Genomic DNA, 24,187 nt, shown 5'->3' with positions numbered 1-24,187 from the left:
TACCGGCGCGGCTACGACTCGGTCTTGCGCGGGCGGCCGGACGGCTTGCGGCGGCCCGCGACGAGGGTGTCGCCGGCCGGCGGCTGCTCCGGGTCCGGCGTCCGCTCGGGCACGGGATGCGGCGCGGTGTCGTCCAGCGAGGGCTGTTCGGCGCGGAGCTCGCCGGGGTCCTCCTCCAGCGCGGGCCGCCGGGGCTCGTCCGGATCCCGGAGCGAGTGGATCACCCGGTCGGCGTCCCGGTCGGCCTCGAACTCCGCCTCGGCCTCCGACTGCCGGCGCCGGATGACCACCATGTGATCCACCGACACCCGGCCGGCTCCGACCACGGCCAGCAGGATCGCGGCCGCGCCGAGCAGGATGATCTCGTTGATGTCCACCGGGTTGAGCGGCCGGGCCAGCAGGAACACGCCCAGGGCCTCGACGAACAGCACCAGCCCGGTGACGGAGACGACCAGCCCGGCGATGAGCAGAGCCCCGCCGAGCAGCTCGGCCATCATGGTGATCGTCGCCCACGCGTCCGGCAGCGGCGCGCCCTGGGCGGCGAACTTCTGGCTGGTCAGCCGCAGGCCGTCCTCAAGCTTGCGCCAGCCGTTGGCGAAGAAGATGCCGCCGACCCCTAATCGGGCGACGAGCGCGGCTAAGTCGTAAAAGGCCTGCTTCACGGGGATTCTCCTGCCCTTGTCCGGACATCTCAATCGCGCCGCAAGAGCATCGCCACGGCGACGGCCGTGGCGCCCAGCAGCACCACGCTGACCGCCACCGTGGTGTGCAGGGCGTTGACGAAGGCCCAGCGGGCGGCCTCTAACAGGGCGTGCCCGGGGGTGCCGCCGACCTGGTCGGCCACGTGCTTGGCGCTGGCCAGCGACTGCCTGGCCTGGTCGAGATCGCTCTGCCGTACGCCGGGAACGGGTTTGAGCGCCGGGGCGTAGGCGAGCGTGGTGATGGTGCCGAGGACCGCCACGCCCAGGCCGGCGCCGAGCTCGTAGGCGGTCTCCTCGATCGACGCCGCGCCGCCCGCCCGCGACTCCGGCACCGAGGACATGATCGTGTCGGAGGCGGCCAGCAACGCCACCTGCACGCCGAAGCCGATGCCGACGAAGCAGACGGCCAGCATGACCGGGTGGCCCTCGACACCCCAGCCGAGCGTGGGCGTGAGTGACAGCGCCACCAGGGCCAGGCCGCCGCTCATCGTGGTGCGCAGGCCGAGCCGGGGCAGCAGGTGCGCGGCGATCAGCCCGCCGGAGATGGCCGACAGCACCAGCGGCAGCATGCGCACGGCCGCCACGGGCGGGCTGTCACCGAGCACGAGCTGGAGGTACTGGGCGAGCATGAGCTGCAGGCCGACCAGGGCGAAGACGCCGAGCAGCACGCCGGCCACGCCGGTGCTGAAGGCCCGGCCGCGAAAGAGCGACAGGTCGAGCAGCGGGACCGCCAGGCTGCGCTGGCGGCGCACGAACCAGGCCAGCGCGAGGCCGCCCGCGACCATCACCGCGAGCGCGGCGGCGGGCGGGAGCAGGTGCCCGGAGCCGGCCTCCTTGAGGCCGAAGGCGACCGCCATGATGCCCGCGACCGACAACACCGCGCTGAGGGTGTCCCAGGCGGTGCCGGGGCGGCGGGCGGAGTCGGGCAGCAGGCGCGCGGCCATCGGCAGCAGCACCAGCAGGATCGGCACGTTGATCAGGAAGACGGCGCCCCACCACAGCCCGACGAGCAGGCCGCCGATCAGCGGGCCCACCGCCGCGCCGGCGGCGGCCACGGCGCTCCACACGCCCAGGGCCAAGGCCCGTTCGCGGCGGTCGGTGAAGACCTGGCGGATGATCGAGAGCGTGGCCGGCATGATCATGGCGCCGCCGATGCCGAGCAGCGCGCGGGCGGCGATCAGGCTGGCCGCGTTGGGCGCGAACGCCGCGGCCGCGGAGGCCACCCCGAAGACGCCCAGCCCGGCCAGGACCAGCGGTTTCCGCCCGTACCGGTCGCCAAGCGCGCCGAAGAGGATGAGCAGCGGGGCGACGACCAGCGAGTAGACGTCGATGATCCACAGCAGTTGCACGCCGGACGGGGTGAGCGCCGCGGTGAGCGCCGGGACGGCGATGTGCAGGACGGTCGCGTCCACGGTGATCAGCAGCAGGGCCGTGCAGAGCAGCGCCAGAACCGCCCAGCGCTCTGGTGGCCGGGCGCTCTGGAGACGCCGCCTGGTCGGGGCGGCGGCGGCGATGGTCACGGAGACGCCCCGGGCATGGCTGGCAGCTTAGGCGATGGCCCTGCCCCGGCACAGCCGGATCCGGTGATCCACCTCTCTAGAGAGATACAGGCATATGTCCGGATCTATCAATGCCGGGGGCGGGCGGCGATCATGGAACTCATGGGCGAGGAGGACGACGAACCGGAAAACCCTCGTGCCTGGTGCGAGCTCGCCGTCGCCCACCTCGCCGCCGGCCGTCCCGAGGCCGCCCTGCGCGCCGCCACCGCCGCCGCCGAGCTCGACCCGCTGAGCGAGTGGGCCCACCGCCTGGTCAGCCTCGGCCACTCCCGGATCGGCGACGACCGCGAGGCCCTCGCGCCCGCCCGGGAGGCGGTACGGCTGGCGCCCGGCTCGTGGCCCTCCCGGGTACGGCTGGCCGAGGTGCTCCGCCGGACTCCGGGGAGGTGGGGCGAGGCGCGCGAGCAGGCCGGACTGGCGGCACGGTTCGCGCCCGAGGAACCCGAGCCCCAGGTGGTGCTGGGCGACCTGGCCCTGCTGCGCGGCGCCCACCGGGAGGCGGCCACCCACTACCGCACCGCCCTGTCCACGAGCCCGCCCGCCCGGGAGCCCGATGCGGGCGGGCAGGAGCGGGGAGCTAGAGGGCAGGCGCGGATCAACCTGGGGCTGGCGCTGTTGCGGTGGGACCGCCCCAGGGCGCACCACGACCCGGCCTGGCCGGTCGACCCGAGGGAGACCGGCCGGGCCAGGCGGGCCCTGGAGGTGTGGTCCCGCCAGGTGCGGCTGCTGCTCGCGGTCACCACGCTGGCGGTGGCCGGCGCCGCGCTCGCCCTCGACCGGGGCGGGGAGGCCCGCCTGGCCGGGGTGGCGGTGCTGCTCGCGGTGGTCCCGATCACGGTCCGGCAGGCCCGCCGCGTCCGCCTGTGGTCGCACGTCCCGGCGATGCTGGCCCGCGACCCGTGGCTCGGCACGGCGGTGGCCTCGGCCGTGCTGTCGGTGGCCGCCTTCACGCTCTGGCTGGTGCTGCCGGTCGTCCCCGCGACGCCCGGCCTGGCCCCGGTGCTGGACCCGCTGTGGGCGGGCCTGGCCGGGGTCGTGGTGCTCGGCTGGCCGGCGCTGGCGGGGGTGCGGCTGTTCGCCGAGGTGTGGCGGGGCCGTCCGGTCCTGGCGCTGGAGCAGTTCGCCGCCGCCGCGGGGGAGCGGGTCGCCCGGCGGGACGTCGTGGTCGCGCGCTGGCTGCTGGTGGGCCGGGCGTGGTCGGCGCAACTGGCGCTGGCCGTGGTCGCCCTGGCGGTGGATCCGCGGGGCGCGGTGCTCGGGCTGGCCGTGCCGTACCTGCTGCACCGGGCGAGCCGGCGCGGCGGGCCGGTGACGGGGGACCGGTGGCTGGGGGTGGCCTTCGCCCTGGTGCTGGCGGGGGCGGTGGCCTGCGCGACCGGCGGGCTGACCGGCTGGGTGTGGGCCTGGCGGGCGGGCCTGGGCGCCAAGCTCGCCGTGGTGCTGGTCTTCGCCCTGCGGGCGGTGCGCGCCTGGTGGCGCGGCGCCCCCGGGCCGGGCCGGGCCTCGCTGCTGATGGCCGAGGACCTCCTGGACGCCGAGACGCGCCCGCCGGTGGCCCTGGACCCCGAGGTACGGCAGGCACTCGCCTACGCCCGCGGCGTCGTCGTGGCCTTCGGCGACGAGCGCGGCCCCCGCGTGGCGGGCGTGATCGGCACCGTCAGCGCCCTCGGCGAGCTGCGCCTGATCGCCGGCGAGGAGGTGTGGGCGGCGATCGGGACCGACCCCCGGGTGGCCGTCTTCGCCGCCGACGCGTTGCGCCGGAGGTACTGGGTCGAGGTGCGCGGCGTGGCCTGGGCCGAGGGCGACCTGGTGCGCGTCACCCCCAAGCAGGTGCTCGTGACCGAGTTCCCCGGACGCCACCAGCGCCGCTGAATCGCGGCGCCTCGGGCTTGCCGGCCGGTGACAGTCCCGTGCCCGAGGCCCCGCGCTCGCTCCAGGAGGACGCCGGGGCCGAACTAGGGTGGCGTATCGCCGGATTCCTGGCCGAAACGGATTGACCGTGCCGCTTGGGCGTGTCTCTGGGCCGTGGCTCCGCCGTACGGTATAACCGGGGGCGGCGGACGCGAGGGGGACCGAGGACGTGAGGCCAGATCTTGCGAGACGCGCGGGTCGCACCCGGCGCGTGCCACGCCGGCCCGAGGCGGCGCGGCGATGAACGCGACCGCGGGGCGCGCGGTCGCACGAGACCGGTTCGAGCAGGTCCGCGAGCGCTACTTCCGGCTTCCGCCGGCGTTGCGCCGGGTGATGTTCGGCGTGGTGCTCGTCGGGATGGTCGGCCTGGGCGTGGCCCTCGACTGGGACCTGCCGCGCACCTTCTTCCTCACCCTGGTCGCGCTGGGCTTCATCGGGCTGACGCTGAGCTTCCCGCGCGCCGCGGCGACCGTGCTGGTGGTGGTGGGCTGGGGGGCTCTGCTCGGGGTGATGGTGCAGGACGCCACCGCGCTGACGCTGATGGCGCTGCTGGGCGTGCTCACCGCGGTCGGCGCGCACCTCATCCGCTGGGTGCCGCCCTGGCTGACCACGTTGCTGGCCCTGGTCCCTGCGGGGGTGCTGGCCACGCTGCTCACCCCCGTGCTCGGGCTGGCCGCCGTCTCGGTCGCCTACGGCGCGGCGGTCGCGGTGCTGATCTACCGCTTCGTGGTGGCCCGCAAGGTCCGCCAGGAGCTCAACGCCGAGGAGCAGGTCCGCGTGCGGGTGCGGGAGGGGCGGCCCGAGCAGCAGCACGACCCCTCGCTGCCGCCCCCGCCGCTGTCGGCCGCCGAGGCGCTGAGCGAGCTCGACACGATGATCGGGCTGCAGCCGGTCAAGGAACAGGTGCGCTCGATCGCCGCCTCCATCGAGGCGACCCGGATGCGCGCCGAGGCGGGCTACACCACCGACCGGCCGATGCGGCACTTCGTCTTCGTCGGCCCGCCGGGCACCGGCAAGACCAGCGTGGCCCGCACCCTCGCCAAGATCTTCTACGCCTTCGGCCTGCTGGAGACGCCGTACGTGGTCGAGGCGCAGCGTGCCGACCTGGTCGGCGAGTTCCTGGGCGCGACCGCGATCAAGACCAACGAGCTGGTGGACCGGGCGCTCGGCGGGGTTCTCTTCATCGACGAGGCCTACTCCCTGCTCAACGCCGGCGACGGCCAGCCGGACCGGTTCGGCGCCGAGGCGGTGCAGACGCTGCTCAAGCGGGCTGAGGACGACCGCGACCGGCTGATCATCATCCTGGCCGGCTACGAGCAGGAGATGACCACCTTCCTGGCCTCCAACCCGGGCCTGTCCAGCCGCTTCGCCACCCGGGTGCGCTTCCCCGGCTACTCGCCCGCCGAGCTGCTGGAGATCACCGATCTGCTGCAGCGCCGCCGCGGCGACCGGCTCACCGCCGACGCGCGCCCGGCGCTGCTCGGGCTGTACGAGGACGTGCAGCGCCGCGGCCTGGTGGACGAGCTGGGCAACGCGCGCTTCGTGCGCAGCCTGGTCGAGGCCGCCGCGCAGGCCCGCGACGTGCGGGTGGTCGGCGCGGGCGGCACCCCCGCCACCGAGGACCTGGTGACCACCACGGTCGCCGACGTGACGAAGGCCTTCAACGAGCTGACCTCGCGCTTCCGCGGCTACCAGACCACACCGTCGCTGGAGGAGGCGCTGGCCGACCTCGACCGCATGGGCGGCCTCGAACCGGTCAAGGAACGGGTCCACGCCATCGCCGCCCAGCTCAAGGTGGCCAGGATGCGCCAGGAGCGCGGGCTGCCCGCGCCCGCGCCGATGCGGCACTTCCTGTTCGTCGGCCCGCCGGGCACCGGCAAGACCACCGTGGCCCGCATCCTCGGCCGCATCTTCGCCGCGCTCGGCCTGCTGGCCCGCCCCGACGTGGTCGAGGCGCACCGGGCCGACCTGGTCGGCCAGCACCTGGGCGCGACCGCGATCAAGACCAACGAGCTGGTGGACCGGGCGCTCGGCGGGGTGCTCTTCATCGACGAGGCCTACTCGCTGGTCAACCCGGGCTACTCGGGCGGCGACGCCTTCGGCGCGGAGGCGGTCCAGACGTTGCTCAAGCGGGCCGAGGACGACCGCGACCGGCTGGTGATCATCCTGGCCGGCTACGAGCGCGAGATGACCACCTTCCTGGGCACCAATCCGGGCCTGTCCAGCCGGTTCAACCAGTGGGTGCGCTTCCCGAGCTACTCGCCCGCCGAGCTGTCGCAGATCGCGGTGCTGCTCGCCGAGCGCTCCGGCGACCGCTTCGACGAGGCCGCCCGGGCCGACCTGGACGAGGTCTTCCGGGTGGTGTGCGCCGAGCGGCTGATCGACGGGCTGGGCAACGGCCGCTTCGCCCGCTCGCTGTTCGAGCGCGCGGCCATGCGGCGCGACGTCCGGCTGGCCGCGACCGCCGGTTCCGCCAGCTCCGCCGAGGAGCTCACCACCATCACTCGTGACGACGTCCGCGAGGCCGTCGACGAACTATCCGGACGCTAATAACACCCCTCTTTGAATTCAGACCCCTCCGCAGTGGTTACATGGTGTAGCACTATGACTACTGAGCGGAGGTGCGATGGCGGGGTTCCTGTTCCGGCGGCTGGTCAACTACGTGGTGCTGACCTTCGTCGCCACGAGCCTGGCGTACATGCTGGCCGCCAGCGCCCTCAGTCCGAGGGCCAACTACCTCGGCCGCAACCCGCCGCTCCCCGCGGCGGCGATCGACGCCCGGCTGGACGAGCTGAACCTCAACGACAAGACCCCGCTCCTGGAGCGCTACGGCACCTGGGTGAGCGGGGTCGCGCACGGTGACTTCGGCCTGACCGTCCAGGGCGACTCGGTCAACGAGGACCTCAAGCGCCGCGCCGGGGTGACCTTCCGCCTGATCATCATCGGCGTCTTCTTCGGCAGCTTCCTCGGCGTCGCCATCGGCGCCTACGCCGCGGTCAAGCAGTACGGCTGGTTCGACCGGCTGACCACCGTGGCCTCCTTCTTCGTGCTGGCCGTCCCCACGGTCGTGCTGGCCACGATCCTGGTCATCCTCGGCACGCAGTTCAACAACCTGCTCGGCATCCCGGTCGTCTACGTCAGCGGCGAGGCCACGCCCGGCCTGACCGGCGGCTTCTTCGCGCACCTGCTCGACCGGGTGCAGCACCTCATCCTGCCGACCATCTCGCTGTCCATCGGGCTGATCGCCACCTTCAGCCGCTACCAGCGCAACATGATGCTCGACGTGCTCGGCGCCGACTTCATCCGCACCGCGATGGCCAAGGGCATGTCCAGGCGGGCGGCGCTGACCAAGCACGCGCTGCGCACCGCGCTGATCCCGGCGGTCACCTACTTCGCCTTCACCTTCGGCTCGCTGCTGGTCGGCGCGACGATCACCGAGAAGGTCTTCAACTGGCCCGGCCTGGGCCAGCAACTGGTGAACTCCATCACCACCAACGACGTCAACACCGTGGCCGCCATCGCCTTCCTGACCGCCATCGCCGTGCTCTTCGCCTCGCTGCTGGCCGACCTGCTGACCGCGGCGCTCGACCCGAGGGTGCGGGTCTCGTGACGCTCGCCGAGGAGGAGATGGCGGAAGAGCTGGAGGCGGTCCAGGTCCCGTCCCGCTTCCGGGTGGTCGCCCGGCGCTTCTTCGGCATGCGGCAGGGCCTGATCGGCTTCGTGCTGCTGGCGCTGATGTTCGTGCTGGCCTTCTTCGGGCCGCTGCTGGGCCACTGGAGCTACACCGACAAGGACTTCACCGCCTTCCTGGCCCCGCCGTCGGCCTCGCACTGGTGGGGAACGCTCCAGACCGGGGCCGACGTCTACGCGCTCACCCTGCGCGGCATGCAGAAGTCGTTGCTCGTCGGCCTCCTGGTCGGCGTGATCAGCACCGCCATCGCGGCCGTCGTCGGCGCCTTCGGCGGCTACTTCCTCGGCTGGACCGACCGGGTGCTGCAGTGGGTGGTCAGCCTGCTGCTCGTGCTGCCCAGCTTCCTGATCCTGGCGATCATGTCGCCGCTGTTCTCGGGCGGCGCGTGGGTGCTCTTCGTGATCATGCTGGCGCTGTTCATGTGGATGATCACCTCTCGGGTGGTGCGCGGGCTGACCATCTCTATCAAGGAACGGGAGTTCGTGGCCGCCGCCCGGTTCATGGGCGTGCCCGCCTGGAAGATCATCTTCCAGCACATCATCCCCAACATGTCCTCGCTGCTCATCGTGGACGCCACGCTCAACGTCAGCGCCGCCATCCTCACCGAGACCGTGCTGTCCTACTTCGGCTTCGGCATCCAGCCGCCCGACGTCTCCCTCGGCAGCCTCATCGCCGACGGCTCCAAGACCGCGACCTACGCCCCCTGGACCTTCTGGTTCGCCGCCGGCGTGCTGGTCGTCACCGTGCTGGCGGTCAACCTGATCGGCGACTCCCTGCGCGACGCCTTCGACCCGACCTCGAAGAGGGGAAAATGAACGAACCGGTGCTCCAGGTCACCGACCTCCACGTCCGGTTCGGCGAGGTGCACGCGGTCCGCGGGGTCTCCTACGCGGTACGGCGGGGCGAGGTCCTGGGCATCGTGGGCGAGTCCGGCTCCGGCAAGTCGGTCACCTCGCTCGCGGTGATGGGCCTGCTGCCGCCGCACGCCAGGGCCGAGGGCTCGGTCCGGCTGCACGGCACCGAGATCCTCGGAGGCAAGGAGCGGACGCTCACCGCCTTCCGCGGCAAGACGATCTCCATGGTCTTCCAGGACCCGCTCTCCGCGCTCACCCCGGTCTACCGGGTCGGCGACCAGATCGCCGAGGCGGTCCGGCTGCACCAGAAGGTGTCGAAGGAGCGGGCGGCGGTGCGCGCGGTCGAGCTGCTCGACCTGGTCGGCATCCCCAACCCGGGGGTGCGGGCGCGGCAGTTCCCGCACGAGTTCTCCGGCGGCATGCGGCAGCGGGCGGTCATCGCGATGGCCGTCGCGAACGACCCCGACGTGATCATCTGCGACGAGCCGACGACCGCGCTCGACGTGACCATCCAGGCGCAGGTCCTCGACGTGCTCAAGAAGGCGCGGGAGGAGACCGGGGCGGCGATCGTGATGATCACGCACGACCTCGGGGTGGTGGCGGGGATGGCCGACCGGGTGCTGGTCATGTACGCCGGCCGGCCGGTCGAGGTGGGGACGGTGGACGACATCTACTACCGGCCCCGCATGCCGTACACGCTGGGGTTGCTGGGCTCGATCCCGCGGCTCGACCAGGGGGCGGGGCAGCCGCTGGTGCCGATCGAGGGCAGCCCGCCCTCGCTGGCGGCGCTGCCGCCGGGCTGCCCGTTCCATCCGCGCTGCCCGATGGCGATCGACGCCTGCCGTACCGCGGAGCCGCTGCTGGAGGTGGTCGACGGGCTCGGCCACCGCGCGGCCTGCATCCGCGCCGGCGAGATCGCCGACCGCGACCTGTCGCCGGTCGAGGTCTACGACGTCGAGAGCGCGCCGGCCGGCCGGCACGCGCGGCCCGAACCGGGCGACGCGCTTCCCGAACCGGAGCCCTCCGGCCCGGCGGTGCTGGCAGTCGAGGATCTGATCAAGCACTACCCGCTGATGAAGGGCGCGATCTTCAAGCGCCGGGTCGGCACGGTCCACGCCGTGGACGGCATCAGCTTCGCCATCCGCGAGAGCGAGACGCTCGGCCTGGTCGGCGAGTCAGGATGCGGCAAGACGACGGCGCTCATGGAGGTGCTGGAGCTCAGCCGCCCCCAGGGCGGCTCGATCAGCGTGCTCGGCAAGGACGTCGCCCGGCTGACCGCCAAGGACCGGGCGGGCCTGCGGCGCGACATGTCGGTGGTCTTCCAGGACCCGCTGGCCTCGCTCGACCCCCGGATGACCGTCTACGACCTGCTCGCCGAGCCGCTGCGCGCCCAGGGCGTCAGGAAGCCGGGGCCGCGCATCCACGAGCTGCTCGACCTGGTCGGGCTCGACCGGTCCCACGCCGCCCGCTACCCGCAGGACTTCTCCGGAGGCCAGCGCCAGCGCATCGGCATCGCCCGCGCGCTGGCCCTCGAACCGCGCCTCGTGCTGCTCGACGAGCCGGTCTCCGCGCTCGACGTGTCCATCCAGGCGGGCGTGATCAACCTGCTCGACGACCTGAAGAAGCGGCTGGCGCTGAGCTACCTGTTCGTCGCGCACGACCTGGCCGTGGTGCGGCACCTGGCCGATCGGGTGGCGGTGATGTACCTCGGGCGGATCGTCGAGATCGGCGAGGTCGGGCAGGTCTACGACCGGCCCCTGCACCCCTACACGCGGGCCCTGCTGTCGGCCATCCCGTTGCCCGACCCGGACAAGGAGCGGACCAGGAAGCGGATCCTGCTGGACGGCGACCTGCCCAGCCCGGCCGACCCGCCCTCGGGTTGCCGCTTCCGCACCCGCTGCCCGCTGTTCAAGACCCTTTCCGAGCCGGAGCAGTCGCGGTGCGTCCAGGACGACCCCGCCGTCCGGCAGCTAGACACCGATCATGGCGTGGCATGCCACTACGCCGAGAAAACGGAGGGATTGTGAAGAAGCTCCTGATCCTGGCGGCGGCCGGGGCGCTGGCCCTGTCCGGGTGCGGCGGGGGAGGCGGCAGCTCGGGCGGCAGCGGCGGCGGGAGCGGCGGCGGGGGCTCACCCCAGGCGATGAAGGCCTACGACATCAACCCGGTCGCCCGGGACCAGGTCAAGGACGGCGGCACGCTGCGCTGGGGCATCAACGACTTCCCGACCCAGTGGAACATGGGCCACACCGACGGCAGCAACGCGATCACCAAGAAGGTCATCGACGCGCTGATGCCCGCCCCCTTCCGCTCGGACGAGAAGGCGGTGATCACCCCCAACCCCGACTACCTGGTGGACGGCAAGATCACCGCGAAGAACCCCAAGCAGGTCGTCACCCTCACGCTCAACCCCAAGGCCAAGTGGTCCGACGGCAAGCCGATCACCTGGGCCGACTACGAGGCCCAGTGGAAGGCGCTCAACGGCAAGGACCCCGCCTTCCGCGGCGGCAGCGTCACCGGCTACCAGGACATCGAGAGCGTCAAGAAGGGCAAGGACGACTACGAGGTCGTCATCACCTTCACCCGCAACTTCACCGACTGGCAGAGCCTGTTCGCCCCGCTCTACCCCAAGTCCGCCACCGGTACGGCCGAGCAGTTCAACACCGGCTGGGTGAACAAGATCCCGGTCACCGCCGGGCCGTTCAAGTTCGGCAGCATCGACAAGACGGCCAAGACCACCACGCTGCTGCGCGACGACGCCTGGTGGGGGGAGAAGGCCAAGCTCGACCAGATCATCTTCCGCTCCATGGAGAGCGACGCGCTGATCTCGGCCTTCGCCAACGGCGAGCTCGACACCTTCGACATCGGCCCCTCCGCGCCCGACTACGCCCGCGCCAAGGGCACCTCCGGCGCGGTCGTCCGCCAGGCCGCCGCGCCCGACTTCCGGCACGTGCTCTTCAACGGCGAGAGCGCGCTGCTCAAGGACGTGAAGGTACGGCAGGCGCTGCTCAAGGGCATCAACCGCCAGGCCATCGCCCAGTCCGACCTGCAGGGCCTCGACTGGCCGACCACCCTGCTGAACAACCACTTCTTCATGAACACCCAGGAGGGCTACCAGGACAACGCCGGCGACCTCGGCGTCTACAACGCCGAGCAGGCCAAGCAGCAGCTCGACGCGGCCGGCTGGAAGCTGTCCGGTCAGACCAGGATGAAGGACGGCAAGGAGCTCAACCTGCGCTTCGTCATGCCGTCCGGGCTGCAGCTCACCAAGTCCGAGGGCGAGCTGCTGCAGAGCATGCTCGGCCAGATCGGGGTGAAGGTCACGCTCCAGGCGGTGCCTAGCGAGGACTTCTTCACGAAGTACATCATCCCCGGCAACTACGACTTCACCGCCTTCGCCTACACCGGCACCCCGTTCCCGGTCTCCAGCAGCTACTCCCTGTACGCCAACGCCGCCAAGGGCGCCGGCGGCGAGCTGCAGTGGGGCAACAACCTCGGGCGCATCGGCTCGGCCGAGATCGACGCGGCGATGAACAAGGCCACCGCCGCGCTCGACCCGGCCACCGCGCGGGCCGACACCAACGCCGCCGACAAGCTCATCTGGCAGGCGGTCAACCTGGTCACGCTCTACCAGCGGCCGCAGAACGTCGCGGCCAAGTCCACCCTGGCCAACCTGGGCGCGCGCGGCTTCTACGACCTGAAGTACGAGGACATCGGCTTCACCGCCTGATCTCCGCCCGCACGCCGAAGACCCCCGGGACGCCTGCCCGGGGGTCTTCGCCTGTCGGTGGCAGGGTGTAGAAGTGGTGCCGTGACGATTGAGCTGACCTGGCCCCAGATCCTCTCGTGGCGACTCGACCGGCAGTTCGTGAGCGCCGCCGACGCTCCCGACGCGGTCGCCGTCGCCCGCCGGCTGTGCGGCGTGCAGGCCCAGGTCGCCTCGGCCGCCCGGCTGGCCGTGGCCGTGCGCGGCGCCTCCGGCGTGGAGGAGGCCCTGTGGGAGCGGCGCGAGCTGGTCAAGACCTGGGTCATGCGCGGCACGCTGCACCTCGTGCCCGCCGACACGCTGGCCGACTACTGCTCGGCCCTGTGCGCCTACCGGGCCTGGGAGAAGGGGGCCTGGCAACGCGGCCACGGCGTCACCGCCGCCGAGATCGACAAGATCATCGAGGCCGTGCCCCGGGCGTTGTCCGGCCGGGTCCTGACCCGCGAGGAGCTCGTCGAGGCCGTCGTCGAGGTCACCGCCGACGCCCACCTGCGCGAGGCGCTCTCCTCCGGCTGGGGCGCGCTGCTCAAACCGCTCAGCCGGCTCGGCGAGCTCTGCTACGGCCCGCCCCGCGACGGCAAGGTCACCTTCGCCTCGCCCCGCGACTGGGTCCCCGGCTGGCCCGCCGAGCTGCCCGACTGCACCGAGGCGGGGGTACGGCTGGCGCGCGCCTTCCTCGGGGCGCACGGCCCGGCGAGCGCCGAGATGTTCGGCTCCTGGCTGTTCGGCGCCGGGGTGGCCAAGCCCGCCGTCAAGTCGTGGTTCCGCGCGCTCGCCCCCGAGCTCACCGAGGTCGAGGCCGGCGGGCGGCCGTTGCTCGCGCTCACCGCCGACCTCGACTCGCTGGCGGCCACGCCGGTCTCCGAGGCGGTGCACCTGCTGCCGGGCTTCGACCAGTACATCCTCGGCGCGCCGCGCGACCTGGAGCCGCTCATCCCGGCCGGGGCCAAGGCCAAGGTCAGCCGGCAGGCGGGGTGGATCTCGCCCGTGGTGGTCTACCGGGGCCGGGTGGCCGGCGTCTGGGAAGGCAAGGACGGCGAGATCGTGACCGACCTCTTCGAGGACGTGCCGGCGGACTCCCTGGAGCGGGCGGTGGCGCGCCTCCGCGCCCTGTGAGGCGCTGGCGGGGAGTTCTGCCAGACTCGAAACCATGAAGCGTGCATTCCGGCAAGTCGATGTCTTCACCGCTGTGCCGTACTACGGCAACCCGCTGGCCGTGGTGGTCGACGGGGAGGGGCTGAGCCAGGAGGAGATGCAGCGGTTCGCCCGGTGGACGAACCTCTCCGAGACCACCTTCCTGCTCCCGCCGGCCGACCCCGAGGCGGACTACCTGGTGCGGATCTTCACCCCGGCCCAGGAACTGCCCTTCGCCGGACACCCGACGCTGGGCAGCTGCCAGGTCTGGCTGGAGGCCGGCGGGCGGCCCAAGACCGAGGGCGTCGTGGTCCAGGAGTGCGGGGCCGGGCTGGTGCGGATCCGGCGTGAGGGGGCGAGCCTGGCGTTCGCCGCGCCGCCGCTGATCCGCTCGGGGGAGCTGCCGCCGGAGCTGCTCGACGAGGTCGCGCGGGCGCTGGGGCTCGGGCAGGAGGACATCGTCGCGGCGGCCTGGGCCGACAACGGGCCCGGCTGGGTCGCGGTCGAGCTGGCCGACGCCGAGGCGGTGCTGGCGTTGCGGCCCGGCTACCTGGAGCAGAAGATCGGCGTGGTGGGGGCCTGGCCGCCGGGGTCGGAGACCGACTACGAGGTGCGGGCGTTCTTCCCGGTGGACGGGGTGATGCGCGAGGACCCCGTGACCGGCAGCCTCAACGCCTCCGTCGCCCAGTGGCTCCTCGGCAGGGGCCGGGCCGCTACGCCGTACACCGCCAGCCAGGGCACCGTGATGGGGCGAGCCGGGCGGGTCCGTGTCTCGACCGACGAGCAGGGCACCATCTGGGTCGGCGGCGAGGTCGTCACCTGCGTGAACGGCGAGGTCAACCTCTAACGCTCAGCCCGACCACCCCCCACCACCCCACCGCCTCACACCCCACCACCTGCCCCCCACCACCGGCCACTTACTACCTGGCCCCGGCCGCCGTCCCTCGGCCCACGACCACCGCCTGGCCCCGCTCCCTGCCCCGCCACCAACCGACCCCGACCACCGCCTGCCCCCGCTCCCTGACCCGCCACCAACCGACCCCGGCCACCAACCGACCCCGGCCACCAACCGGCCCCGGCCCCCGGCTGCCACCCGCCCCCGGCCACCTGAGCTCCGGCCGCAGCCCGTCACCCCGCGACCGCCGCCCCCACCCGTCACCCCGCTTACCCGCCACCACCCCGCTCCCACCACGAACCGGCCCCCGGTCGGCACCCCGCCGCCTGGCTCCCGGGAGACCGGGGGTGCTGGGAGACGGGGGGCAGGGTGTCGGGGACTGGGCCGCCGAAAGACGGGGGTGTTCGGGAGGCGGGGGTGTTCGGGAGGCGGGGGTGTTCGGGAGGCGGGGGTGTTCGGGAGGCGGGGGTGCTCGGGAGGCGGGGCTGTCCGGGAGGCGGGGCTGTCCGGGAGGCGGGGGTGCTCGGGAGGCGGGGGTGCCCGGAAGGCGGGGCTGTCCGGGAGGCGAGACTGCCCAAGAGGGGGAGGTGCTGGGGACACGGGGTGCTGAGGGAGGTGGGGCGTCGAGGACGGGGCTGCCGGGGATGGGGAGCTGGGAGGGCGGGCGGCGGTGGATGAGGGCGGGGAGGCGGGGGTCTAGGGCTCGTCGGGGGAGAGGGTGGTGGTGAGGTCGGCTGCGGCGGCTAGGGGGGCGGCGAGGCGGGTGCGGGTGGTGGGGTCGAGGGGGACGGCCAGGGCGCGGGCGAGGAAGGTGCGGGCCTCGTCCGGAGAGCCGAGGCGGCCGGCGAGCTCGGCCCGGTAGAGGAGGACCTCCACCAGGTCACCAGCCGGCGCATCGGCCTCGTCGGTGCGGCGCAGGACGCCGTCGAGGATCAGCGCCGCCTGTCGCTCGTCTCCCCGGGAGTCGCCCTGGACGACGGCGTTCTGCAGGGCGATCCCGAGCTTGGTCGCCGACGACGGCGGGGCGGCGGCGTCGTCCTGGGCGGGGAAGAAGCGGATCCAGTTCCCCCCGGGATCCACGACGCTGAACCCGGCCAGGCCGTCGACGTTCTTGCGCCGCCGCGGCGTGGTCATCCGCGGGATCCCGGACACGAGCACCTTCCCGTAGGCGGCGCGCATGCCGTCGGCGAAGGCCCGGTGCAGCACGCCGGTGTCCGGCACCCGCACGACACAACTGCCGTACGACTGCTCGGGGTCGAAGCCCGGGATACCGGCGAAGTGCAGTTCGAGGTCCTCGCGCCGGACGGCGAGGTAGGGGTTGGGGCGGAGCTGCCGGTAGGTGGTGGTGAAGCCGAGCACCCCGTAGAAGGCGGCGATCTCGTCGATCGAGACGCACGGCAGCAGGGGAATGGTCACCTCGTTGGCCAAGACGGCACCTCCAGCTAATCAAATTTGACTACTGGAAGAGAGCATAGCCCGCCCAGTAGTCGACGTTGACTAGTCGGCCATCTCGTAGCGCCCGGACTCCAGCCGCTCGATCAGCCCCCGCGTCCACTCCGCACTGCCCGTGGAGTAGTGCACCCACAGGCCCATGATCTCCCCGACCGTGCCCCACTCCCGCGCGTCGGAACGCTCGGCGGACCAGTGCCGGTCCACCTCGGCCCGCCACGCCTCCAGCGCCGCGAGCCGGGTCCGGAGCAGCCCGACGGCCTCGGCGCGCGGCAGCGCGGTGAGGAAGCCGACGCCCGCGGTGAGCAGGTCGATCCGCTGGTCGGCCCGCGAGAGCGCCTCCCGCAGCAACGCCAGGAACTCCTCCTCACCAGGCCCGGTGAGCTCGTACTCCACCCGCGGCGGCCCCCCGGCGTCGCTCGGCGCGACGTCGTGCGCCAGCAGCAGGCCCTGCCTGGCCGACTGCTTCAGCGCGTGGTAGATCGAACCGGGCTTGGCGGTCGACCATTCGTGCGCGCCCCAGCTCTCCAGGTCGCTCCGCACCTGGTAGCCGTGCGCACGGCCACGGGCGCGCACCGCGCCGAGCACCAGCAGCCGGATCGCCGACACGTCCCTCCCCTTCGCCGAAGCCTCCCCTCGTAGAAGCCCCCCTCGCGGAAGCCTCCCTCTCGGAGAAGGTCAGGGTATCGAGGGCCGCCGGGTCACAGGACGTGCGAGATCCCGCGGGCCGCCAGGTGGGCGGGGTCGGCCGCGCGGGCCGGGTCCACGATCGCCACCGGGCCGGTGCCGCGCCGCCGTACCCACTCGGTGTGGAAGGGGCTGCCGGGGGCCACCTCCGCGCGCCGGTGCGGCTCCGCCCGCAGGTCGGCGGGGCAGCGGAGGGCGGGCCGCAGGCCCGGCCGGGGCCGGGGCGCGGCCAGGTAGGCGGCCAGCTCCTTGGCGGCCGGCTTGGCGACGTGGTCCACGGTGAACAGCCCGAGGTCGTACTCCCGCTCGGGGAAGTCGGCCAGCGCCCGGTCGAGGTCGTGCGAGCACCACCAGGTCACCCCCCAGAGCGCGGGGTTGGCGCCGACGCTCTCCAGCAACCCCCGCGTGTACGGCGCGGCATCCTCGGCCCCGATGTCCGGCCGGGGCGCCCCCACCTCCTGCAGCCAGACCGGCCGCCCCGGGTCGGCGGAGGCGGCCGCGGCCAGCTCGACCAGGTAGTCGGCGTGCGTCACGGTGGCCGGCCCCAGCGGCCCGTCGAGCGCGGAGACGCCGTTGAACACCCACGAGTGCACGGTGGTCAGATCGCCCAGATCCACGTTGTCGGCCGGGTGGAAGGGATGGCCGGGGGCGTACCAGGTGTCGTCGTAGAGCGAATGCAGGACCGTCAGCCCGGGGGCGGCGGCCCGGGCCACGCCGAGCAACTCGGCCGCCCAGGCGTGCGAGTCCTCGGGCGTGGTGGGGTTGCTCGGCCAGAGGTTGTTGACCTCGTTGCCCAGGGTGAGCGCGAAGACGTTGTCCTTGGCCGCCACGGCCCGGCCGAGGGTGTCCACGTAGGCGGCCAGGCCCTCGCGCACCTTCGGGTCGGTGAACAGGCTGCGGCTGTGGTGGGTGAGCACCCACGAGGGCAGGAAGTCGAAGCTCGACAGGTGCCCCTGGAGCAGGTCGACGGCGACGCCGAGCCCGAACTCGGCGGCGACGTCGATCAGGGTGAGCACGTCCTCGACCGCGCGGGGCCGGATGAGCGTACGGTTGGGCTGGATCCACGGCCAGATCGGAAAGATCCGGACATGGTCGAGGCCCAGCCCGGCCAGGTCGGCGAGGTCGCGGCGGGCGGCGTCGGCGGAGAAGTCGAGCCAGCTGTAGAACCAGTTGGCGGAGGGGACGTAGTTCGCGCCGAAGCGGATGCGCCCGCCGTCCTGAGTGTCGTGTCTGATGATGCTCTCGTTCCACTCGGTCCGGCATGGATCGGCGCGAGCCTAAACCGATTTAGTGCCGTCTGCCAAGGGTGCGGTGCTCTCCCGCACGGTCAGCCGGGGCGTCTGCGTCTGGACCTCGCGCGGCCGGCCCGGCTCGGCGATGGTCTCCAGCAACGTGGCCGCGACCTGCTGGCCGAGCGCGAAGGTGTCGCGCGAGAGCGCGGTCAGCGCGGGGTGGACGATGCGGGCCAGCACGGAGTCGTCGAAGGCGACGATGGAGACCTCGCGCGGGACCCCCACGCCCATCTCGCCGGCGACGCCGAGCCCGGCGACCGCCATGACGTCGCTGTCGTAGATGATCGCGGTCGGCCGGTCGGGCCGCGACAGCAGCGTACGCGTGGCCGCGGCGCCCTCGGCGTCGCTGAAGTCGGTCGGCACCGAGAGCAGTTCGACCAGGCCCAGCCGGCGGGCGGAGTCCTTCAGCGCCCGGATGCGCCGCTGGGTGTGCCGGAAGGAGGGCAGGCCGGAGACGTGCGCGATGCGGGTGTGCCCGAGCGCGGACAGGTACTCCACGATGGAGAGCATGGCCTCGCGGTCGTCGGCCCACACGCTCGACAGCGAGCCGTGCCTGCCCGGCCCGCCCAGCACGACCGAGGGCAGGCCGAGCTCCTCCAGCACGGCCACCCGGGGATCGCGGACCTGCAGGTCGACCAGGATGAAGCCGTCCACCCGGTGCTCGGAGGCCCAGCGCCGGTAGACCTCGATCTCGGCCGCGGTGTCCTCCACCACCAGCAGGTGCAGCGCCACCGCCCGCGCCGACAGGCCCGCCTGCAGTCCGGACAGCAACTGGGCGAAGAACGGCTCGACGCCGATGGTCCGCGCGGGCCGGGCGATGACCAGCCCCACGGCCTCGGCCTTCGCGCCGACCAGGGCGCGGGCCGCGCTGTGCGGACGCCAGTTCATCTCCTCGGCCACCTGCAGGATCAACGCCCGCGTGGCCTCGCTCACGCCGGGCCGGCCGTTGAGCGCGAAGGAGACGGCCCCCTTCGAGACACCGGCCCGCCGGGCAATGTCGGCGATCGTCGGTCGCGCCACGGATCCCCCTTGACACCAGAAGTTTGATGGGTAGATAGTCCCGACAACTAGAGCGGTTTAGCAAGCGGCAGGAGACAGAACATGCGAAGGCACTGGACGGCGCCGGCCTTAACCGTGGCCGTGGCGCTGGCGATGTCGGGCTGCGGCCTCGGCGGCACCGAGACCCCGCCGCAGCAGCAGGCCGCCCCCACCACCACCTCCGGACAGGTCACCGGCAAGGTATCGCTCCAGACGTGGGCGTTGAAGCCGAAGTTCACCGACTACGTCCAGGGTGTCATCGACGGCTTCGAGAAGCAGCACCCCGGCGTCGAGGTCGAGTGGCTCGACCAGCCCGGCGACGGCTACTCCGAGAAGGTGCTCACCCAGGCCGCCAGCGGCACCCTGCCGGACGTGTCCAACCTGCCGCCCGACTTCGCCCTCCCGCTGGCCAAGCAGGGCCTGCTGCTCGACATCGCCAAGACCGACGCCAAGGCGATGGAGGAGTACGTGCCCGGCGGCCTGGAGGCCTACCGGTTCGCCGGACTCGACGGCACCTTCGGCTACCCGTGGTACCTCAACACCGACGTCAACTACTGGAACTCCGAGCTGCTCACCAAGTACGGCCTCGACCCGAAGCAGCCGCCGGCCGACCTCGACGCGCTGATCGAACAGGCCAGGACGGTGAAGGAGAAGTCGGGCGGCAAGGTCTACCTGATGAGCCGCAAGCCCGGCCTGAGCGACCTGGCCAACGCCGGGGTCAAGCTGATGTCCGACGACGGCTCGGCCTTCACCTTCAACACCCCCGAGGCCGCCGCGCTGCTGGACAAGTACGCCCAGGCCTACAAGGACGGCCTGCTGCCCAAGGACATCCTGACCGACACCTTCCAGGGCAACGCCAAGCTCTTCTCCGAGGGCAAGGCCGCCTGGACCACCGGCGGCGGCAACCACATCACCAGCCTGCAGACCGACAACCCCTCGCTGGCGCCGAAGGTGGTCTCCTCGGCGGCGATGGGCACCCCGCCGCTGTACGTGCAGGGCCTGTCGGTCTCGGCCAAGAGCAAGAACCTGCCGGCCGCGGTCGCGCTGGCCCGCTGGGTGACCAACGCGGAGAACCAGGCGGCCTTCGCCCACCTGGTCGCGATCTTCCCCAGCACCAAGGCCTCCGCCAGCGACCCGTTCTTCAGCAAGAGCGACGGCACCAACGCCGGCGACGCCAAGGTGACCGCCTTCACCTCCCTGGCCAGCGCCAAGATGCTGCAGCCCGTGCAGTTCAACAGCGCCATGGACAAGATCGTGAACCAGCAGTTCGCCCTGGCCATCAGTGGCGACGCCACTGCCAAGGAAGCCCTCGACACCGCCGTGGCGAAATGCAACGAACTTCTCAACCAGTGAAACGACCTTCTCAACCAGTGATCAGCCGCCCCGCTGACCGGGCGGTCCCGGCCGCCCGCCGCGGCGGGATCGTCCACCAGCGCTGGTTCACGCCGTGGGTGCTGATCGCGCCCGCGGCGGCCTGGCTGCTGATCTTCTCCATCTGGCCCGTGATCAACACGATCATCCTGTCGTTCACCAACGCCAAGCCGCTCAGCGGGGGCCGCTTCACCGGGCTGCAGAACTTCGAGCGCGCGCTCAACGACGACCAGCTCGCCGACGCCCTGCTCAACAGCGTCGTCTACATGGTGGTCTGCGTGCCGCTGCTGACCTTCCTGCCGCTGCTGCTGGCCGTACTGGTGGAGAAGCGGCTGCCGGGCATCACCTTCTTCCGCACCGCCTTCTACACCCCGGTGATCGCCTCCGCGGTGGTGGTGGCGATCATCTGGAGCTGGATGCTCAACGAGCAGGGCATGCTCAACGGCCTGCTCCAGCAGTTCAGGGTGATCCAGGAACCGCTGCCCTTCCTGACCGACCGGTGGTTGCTGCTGTTCAGCGCGATCAGCCTGACGGTGTGGAAGGGCCTCGGCTACTACATGATCATCTACTTGTCGGCGCTCGGGAACGTCCGCCGTGACCTGCACGAGGCGGCGGCCGTGGACGGGGCCGGGCCGATCCGGCGCTTCTTCCACATCACCGTGCCGGGGGTGCGCAACACGATGCTGCTGGTCTCCGTGCTCATCTCGGTCAACGCGCTGCGCGTCTTCTCCGAGCTGTACGTGCTGTCCAACGGCACCGGCGGGCCCGGCGGGCGCGACATGTCGGTGGTCATGCTGATCCAGCTCTACAGCCGCGGCTTCACCGGCCACCTGGGCTACGCCTCGGCGCTGAGCCTGCTCCTGCTGGTGATCACCATCGGGCCGATGCTCCTGCTCACCCGCCTCGGCCGCGACGATCGGAAGGGGACCTGATGCCGGCGCGCGAGAAGATCCTGCGGTACGGACTCCTCCTGCTGGTCCTGCTGATCACCGTGGGACCCTTCCTGCTCCAGCTCTCCACCTCGCTCAAGAGCGCCGACGAGGACATCTTCACCGCCACCCCGCAGTTCCTGCCGAGCAAGCCGACGCTGGACAACTACGTCACCGTGATGGAGACGCTGCCGGTCCTGAAGTACGCCAGGAACTCGCTGATCGTCGCCTTCCTGGTGGTGACCGGCAACGCCATCGGCGCGACGCTGGCCGGCTACGCGCTGGCCCGGTTGCGCTTCCGCGGCGGCAAGCTGGTGCTCGGCGCCTTCGTGGCCACCCTGGTGCTGCCGGAGGAGGTGACGATCATCTCCAAGCTGGTCACCATCCAGAGCATGGGGCTGTCCGACACCCTGCTCGGCGTCGCCCTGCCCGACATCATCGGCATGCTCAACGTGCTGCTGATGCGCACCGCCTTCGCGGCCATCCCCAAGGAGATGGACGAGGCCGCGATCGTGGACGGCGCCAACGCCTGGCAGCGCTTCCTGCGGATCGGGCTGCCCAACGTGCGCGGCATGCTCAGCGTGATCACGATCTTCGCCTTCATCGGCGCGTGGGACAACTTCCTGTGGCCGCTCATCGTGCTGACCGACCCGGAGAACCTGACCCTCACCGTCGGCCTGAACTACCTCAACGGCACCTTCAGCGCCAACCCGCGCCTGATCACCGCCGGGACGATGATCGCCTTCATCCCGGTCGTGATCGTCTTCGCCACCCTCCAGCGCTTCTTCTTCCGCGGCGTGGAGGAGGGGGCGATCAAGGGCTAACCAGGGGGCTGGGCGGCACCCGCAGGAGGGTCGCGGCCCAGCCCGGCAGCCACCAGTTCCAGCGGCCCATCATCGCCACCAGCGCGGGCAGCAGGACGCCGCGGATCAGCGTGGCGTCGATCAAAATGCCGAGGGCCAGGCCGCCGGCGAAGATCCGCACGTCCATCTCGGGTGTCATGGCCAGTGCGGCGAAGGAGACGATCAGGATCAGCGCCGCCGAGGTCACCAGCCGGCCGGTCCTGGACACGCCCTCGACCACCGCCCGCCGGCTGTCGCCGCTGCGGTCGTACTCCTCGCGCATCCTGGCCAGGATGAACACCTCGTAGTCCATGCTCAGGCCGTACAGGAAGGCGAAGATCGTCAGCGGCACGAACTCGCCGATGCTCATGCCGCCGCTCTGCCAGATCAGCACCATCGCGCCGATCACGGCGCCCAGTGACAGCAGGTTGAGCACGATCGCCTTGATCGGCAGCAGCAGCGAGCGGAAGGCGCGGGCCAGCAGGACGAAGGTGACCAGGGCGATGAGCCCCAGCATCCAGGGGAAGGCGCCGTAGGCCCGGTCGCGGAAGTCCATGCTCTGGGCCACGTTCCCGCCGACCTGCGTGCCCTCGGGTACGGCGGCGCCGAGGCGGGCGACGGTGGCCTCGCCCTCGGCGCTGCCGTTCTCCGCGACCGGCAGGACCGACAGGATCGCCGTGCCGTCCCGGCGCCACTTCGGGGTGTCCGGCGCCAGGACGGCATGCACGCCCGCGACCTTCGCGAGGCTCTCCGGCTTCGGCTGCCCGGTCACCAGCACCTCGATCGGTGTGATCACCCCGGTCGGGATGCCGGCCCGCTCCAGGGCCGCCACGCCGGGCGTCCCGGGTCCGCGCAGGTCGCGGCTCTCCGGCAGGCCGAGGTCGACGCCGAGCCCGGCCCAGGCCAACGCCAGCAGCAGCCCGCCGGTCAGCACGGCGGCCGGGATGCGGCGCCGTACCACCCAGCGAGCCCAGGCCGCCCACGCGCGCGGCTCGTGGTGGCTCACCCGCGACCGGCTCCGGGCCAGCAGCACCGGCAGCACGGTCAGCGTCGTGACCACGCTGACCGCCGCGATGATCATGCCCGCCAGCCCCAGGCTGCGCAGGAACGGCACCGGCAGCACGATCATCGTCAGCAGCCCGATCGCCACCGCGACCCCGCTGAACAGGATCGACCGCCCGGCCGCGGCCATCGCCCGATGGACCGCCTCGTCCCCGGCGAACCCGCGGGCCCGCTCCTCCCGCCAGCGCGCGACCAGCAGCAGAGAGTAGTCGACGGCGATGCCCAGACCCAGCAGCGGCATCGTGGTCAGCGCCACGTCGTGCACCGTCATCACCAGCGTGAGCAGCAGGATCACCAGGAAGGACAGGAAGACGGCCAGCACCGAGACCAGGACCGGCACGAAGGCCAGCGCCGAGCGGAAGACCAGCAGCAACACCACCACGGTGGCCAGCAGCCCGATCAGGATCTTGCTCGGCACGTTCACCCCGCCGGCGTCCGCGCTGGGCACCAGGCGGTCGAGCCCGGTCACGTGGACCACGCTGCCCGGCGGCAGGTGCGGCCGCATCGTCTCGGCGATCAGCGGCCCGTCGTCCGGCGTCTCGCCCAGCCCGCCGCCGGGCGGGCTGCCGTCGGAGTAGGTGCCGGGGAAGACCAGGCCGAAAGTGGTCCGCCCGTCGGAGCCGACCAGGCGGGGCTCGCGGGTGTCGGCGTAGGAGACCACGCGGGCCTCCGGCAGCCGCGCGGCCACGGCGGCGAAGGCCGCGCCCACGGCCTCCGGCGAGCTGCCCTCGGGCAGCACGACGACCGGGACGAAGGGCCGCTGGTAGCCGCCGTTCCCGTAGATCCCGGTGATCTCCTTGTTGACCTCGAAGACCGTGTAGTCCTCCGACAGCCGCTGGACGGCCACCGGGGTGGCCCCGAGCCCGGCGAAGAACCCCACCAGCGCCAGCAGGGCGACCAACCGCCGGCGGCGCAGTACGAAAGCCGAAAATCTCTCCATGTCCGCCAAGTCGACCAAAATGATCTTCAGATACTCGGTGAGGCTTCACAGAGCTCTCCAAGAACC

General features: G+C 72.2%; 18 protein-coding genes. 11 read left to right on the top strand and 7 right to left on the bottom strand.

Features of this window, described 5'->3' with window-relative positions; all coding sequences use genetic code 11:
• Positions 1–11 precede the first annotated feature (11 nt).
• Positions 12–662 (bottom strand): DoxX family protein, encoded by a 651-nt coding sequence (locus tag ACIBG7_RS29020; RefSeq protein ID WP_357921990.1) that lies wholly within the window; start codon positions 660–662, stop codon positions 12–14.
• 29 nt (positions 663–691) lie between these two features.
• A complete protein-coding gene (locus ACIBG7_RS29015) occupies positions 692–2,221 on the bottom strand; it encodes an MFS transporter (protein ID WP_357921987.1) in 1,530 nt (509 codons plus the stop codon).
• 141 nt (positions 2,222–2,362) lie between these two features.
• Between ACIBG7_RS29015 and ACIBG7_RS29010 the strand changes: the two genes are divergently transcribed.
• From ACIBG7_RS29010 to ACIBG7_RS28975, 8 genes are all read left to right on the top strand, one after another.
• Positions 2,363–4,132 carry a hypothetical protein gene (locus tag ACIBG7_RS29010; protein WP_397338283.1) on the top strand — a complete coding sequence of 590 codons (1,770 nt, stop codon included), beginning with the start codon at positions 2,363–2,365 and terminating at the stop codon, positions 4,130–4,132.
• A gap of 279 nt (positions 4,133–4,411) precedes the next feature.
• On the top strand, positions 4,412–6,721 hold the full coding sequence (locus ACIBG7_RS29005; protein ID WP_357921981.1) for an AAA family ATPase: 2,310 nt from the start codon (positions 4,412–4,414) through the stop codon (positions 6,719–6,721).
• Between the two features lie 76 nt (positions 6,722–6,797).
• Positions 6,798–7,781: an ABC transporter permease gene (locus ACIBG7_RS29000; RefSeq protein WP_357921979.1), complete on the top strand. Its 984-nt coding sequence runs from the start codon at positions 6,798–6,800 to the stop codon at positions 7,779–7,781.
• Entirely contained in the window at positions 7,778–8,677 is a 900-nt protein-coding gene (locus ACIBG7_RS28995; RefSeq protein ID WP_357921976.1) for an ABC transporter permease, read from the top strand. Before ACIBG7_RS29000 ends, ACIBG7_RS28995 begins: the two co-directional genes overlap by 4 nt.
• On the top strand, positions 8,674–10,743 hold the full coding sequence (locus tag ACIBG7_RS28990; protein ID WP_397338282.1) for a dipeptide ABC transporter ATP-binding protein: 2,070 nt from the start codon (positions 8,674–8,676) through the stop codon (positions 10,741–10,743). Before ACIBG7_RS28995 ends, ACIBG7_RS28990 begins: the two co-directional genes overlap by 4 nt.
• The gene (locus ACIBG7_RS28985; RefSeq protein ID WP_397338280.1) at positions 10,740–12,446 is read left to right on the top strand and encodes an ABC transporter family substrate-binding protein; all 1,707 of its coding nucleotides are present in this window, start codon (positions 10,740–10,742) and stop codon (positions 12,444–12,446) included. The genes ACIBG7_RS28990 and ACIBG7_RS28985 overlap by 4 nt, the downstream gene beginning before the upstream one ends.
• Positions 12,447–12,527: 81 nt before the next feature.
• Positions 12,528–13,598: a winged helix DNA-binding domain-containing protein gene (locus ACIBG7_RS28980; RefSeq protein WP_397338279.1), complete on the top strand. Its 1,071-nt coding sequence runs from the start codon at positions 12,528–12,530 to the stop codon at positions 13,596–13,598.
• A gap of 34 nt (positions 13,599–13,632) precedes the next feature.
• On the top strand, positions 13,633–14,463 hold the full coding sequence (locus ACIBG7_RS28975) for a PhzF family phenazine biosynthesis protein (RefSeq protein WP_357921965.1): 831 nt from the start codon (positions 13,633–13,635) through the stop codon (positions 14,461–14,463).
• Positions 14,464–15,207: 744 nt separating this feature from the next.
• Here ACIBG7_RS28975 and ACIBG7_RS28970 read toward each other — a convergent pair.
• The 4 genes from ACIBG7_RS28970 to ACIBG7_RS28955 form a co-directional block, all read right to left on the bottom strand.
• A complete protein-coding gene (locus ACIBG7_RS28970; RefSeq protein ID WP_397338278.1) occupies positions 15,208–15,939 on the bottom strand; it encodes a VOC family protein in 732 nt (243 codons plus the stop codon).
• Between the two features lie 69 nt (positions 15,940–16,008).
• The gene (locus tag ACIBG7_RS28965) at positions 16,009–16,569 is read right to left on the bottom strand and encodes a PadR family transcriptional regulator (RefSeq protein WP_357921959.1); all 561 of its coding nucleotides are present in this window, start codon (positions 16,567–16,569) and stop codon (positions 16,009–16,011) included.
• 92 nt (positions 16,570–16,661) lie between these two features.
• Entirely contained in the window at positions 16,662–17,663 is a 1,002-nt protein-coding gene (locus ACIBG7_RS28960) for a glycosyl hydrolase (RefSeq protein ID WP_397338277.1), read from the bottom strand.
• A 261-nt stretch (positions 17,664–17,924) separates the two neighbouring features.
• The gene (locus ACIBG7_RS28955; protein WP_357921953.1) at positions 17,925–18,959 is read right to left on the bottom strand and encodes a LacI family DNA-binding transcriptional regulator; all 1,035 of its coding nucleotides are present in this window, start codon (positions 18,957–18,959) and stop codon (positions 17,925–17,927) included.
• Positions 18,960–19,040: 81 nt separating this feature from the next.
• Between ACIBG7_RS28955 and ACIBG7_RS28950 the strand changes: the two genes are divergently transcribed.
• From ACIBG7_RS28950 to ACIBG7_RS28940, 3 genes are read left to right on the top strand one after another with little or no spacing between them, the layout of a single operon-like run.
• Entirely contained in the window at positions 19,041–20,330 is a 1,290-nt protein-coding gene (locus ACIBG7_RS28950) for an ABC transporter substrate-binding protein (protein ID WP_397338276.1), read from the top strand.
• 17 nt (positions 20,331–20,347) lie between these two features.
• On the top strand, positions 20,348–21,280 hold the full coding sequence (locus tag ACIBG7_RS28945; RefSeq protein ID WP_357921948.1) for a sugar ABC transporter permease: 933 nt from the start codon (positions 20,348–20,350) through the stop codon (positions 21,278–21,280).
• Positions 21,280–22,101 carry a carbohydrate ABC transporter permease gene (locus tag ACIBG7_RS28940; RefSeq protein WP_397338275.1) on the top strand — a complete coding sequence of 274 codons (822 nt, stop codon included), beginning with the start codon at positions 21,280–21,282 and terminating at the stop codon, positions 22,099–22,101. Before ACIBG7_RS28945 ends, ACIBG7_RS28940 begins: the two co-directional genes overlap by 1 nt.
• On the opposite strand, the gene ACIBG7_RS28935 is transcribed toward ACIBG7_RS28940, so the two are convergent.
• The gene (locus ACIBG7_RS28935; protein WP_397338274.1) at positions 22,091–24,121 is read right to left on the bottom strand and encodes an MMPL family transporter; all 2,031 of its coding nucleotides are present in this window, start codon (positions 24,119–24,121) and stop codon (positions 22,091–22,093) included. The two genes, ACIBG7_RS28940 and ACIBG7_RS28935, sit on opposite strands and share 11 nt — an antisense overlap.
• Between the last annotated feature and the right edge of the window lie 66 nt (positions 24,122–24,187).

It is taken from the genome of Nonomuraea sp. NPDC050328, from assembly GCF_044459405.1.
In the GTDB taxonomy this organism is placed as follows: Bacteria; Actinomycetota; Actinomycetes; order Streptosporangiales; family Streptosporangiaceae; genus Nonomuraea.
Note: the sequence above shows the minus strand (reverse complement) of the source record. Positions and strands in the feature narration are given on the sequence as shown.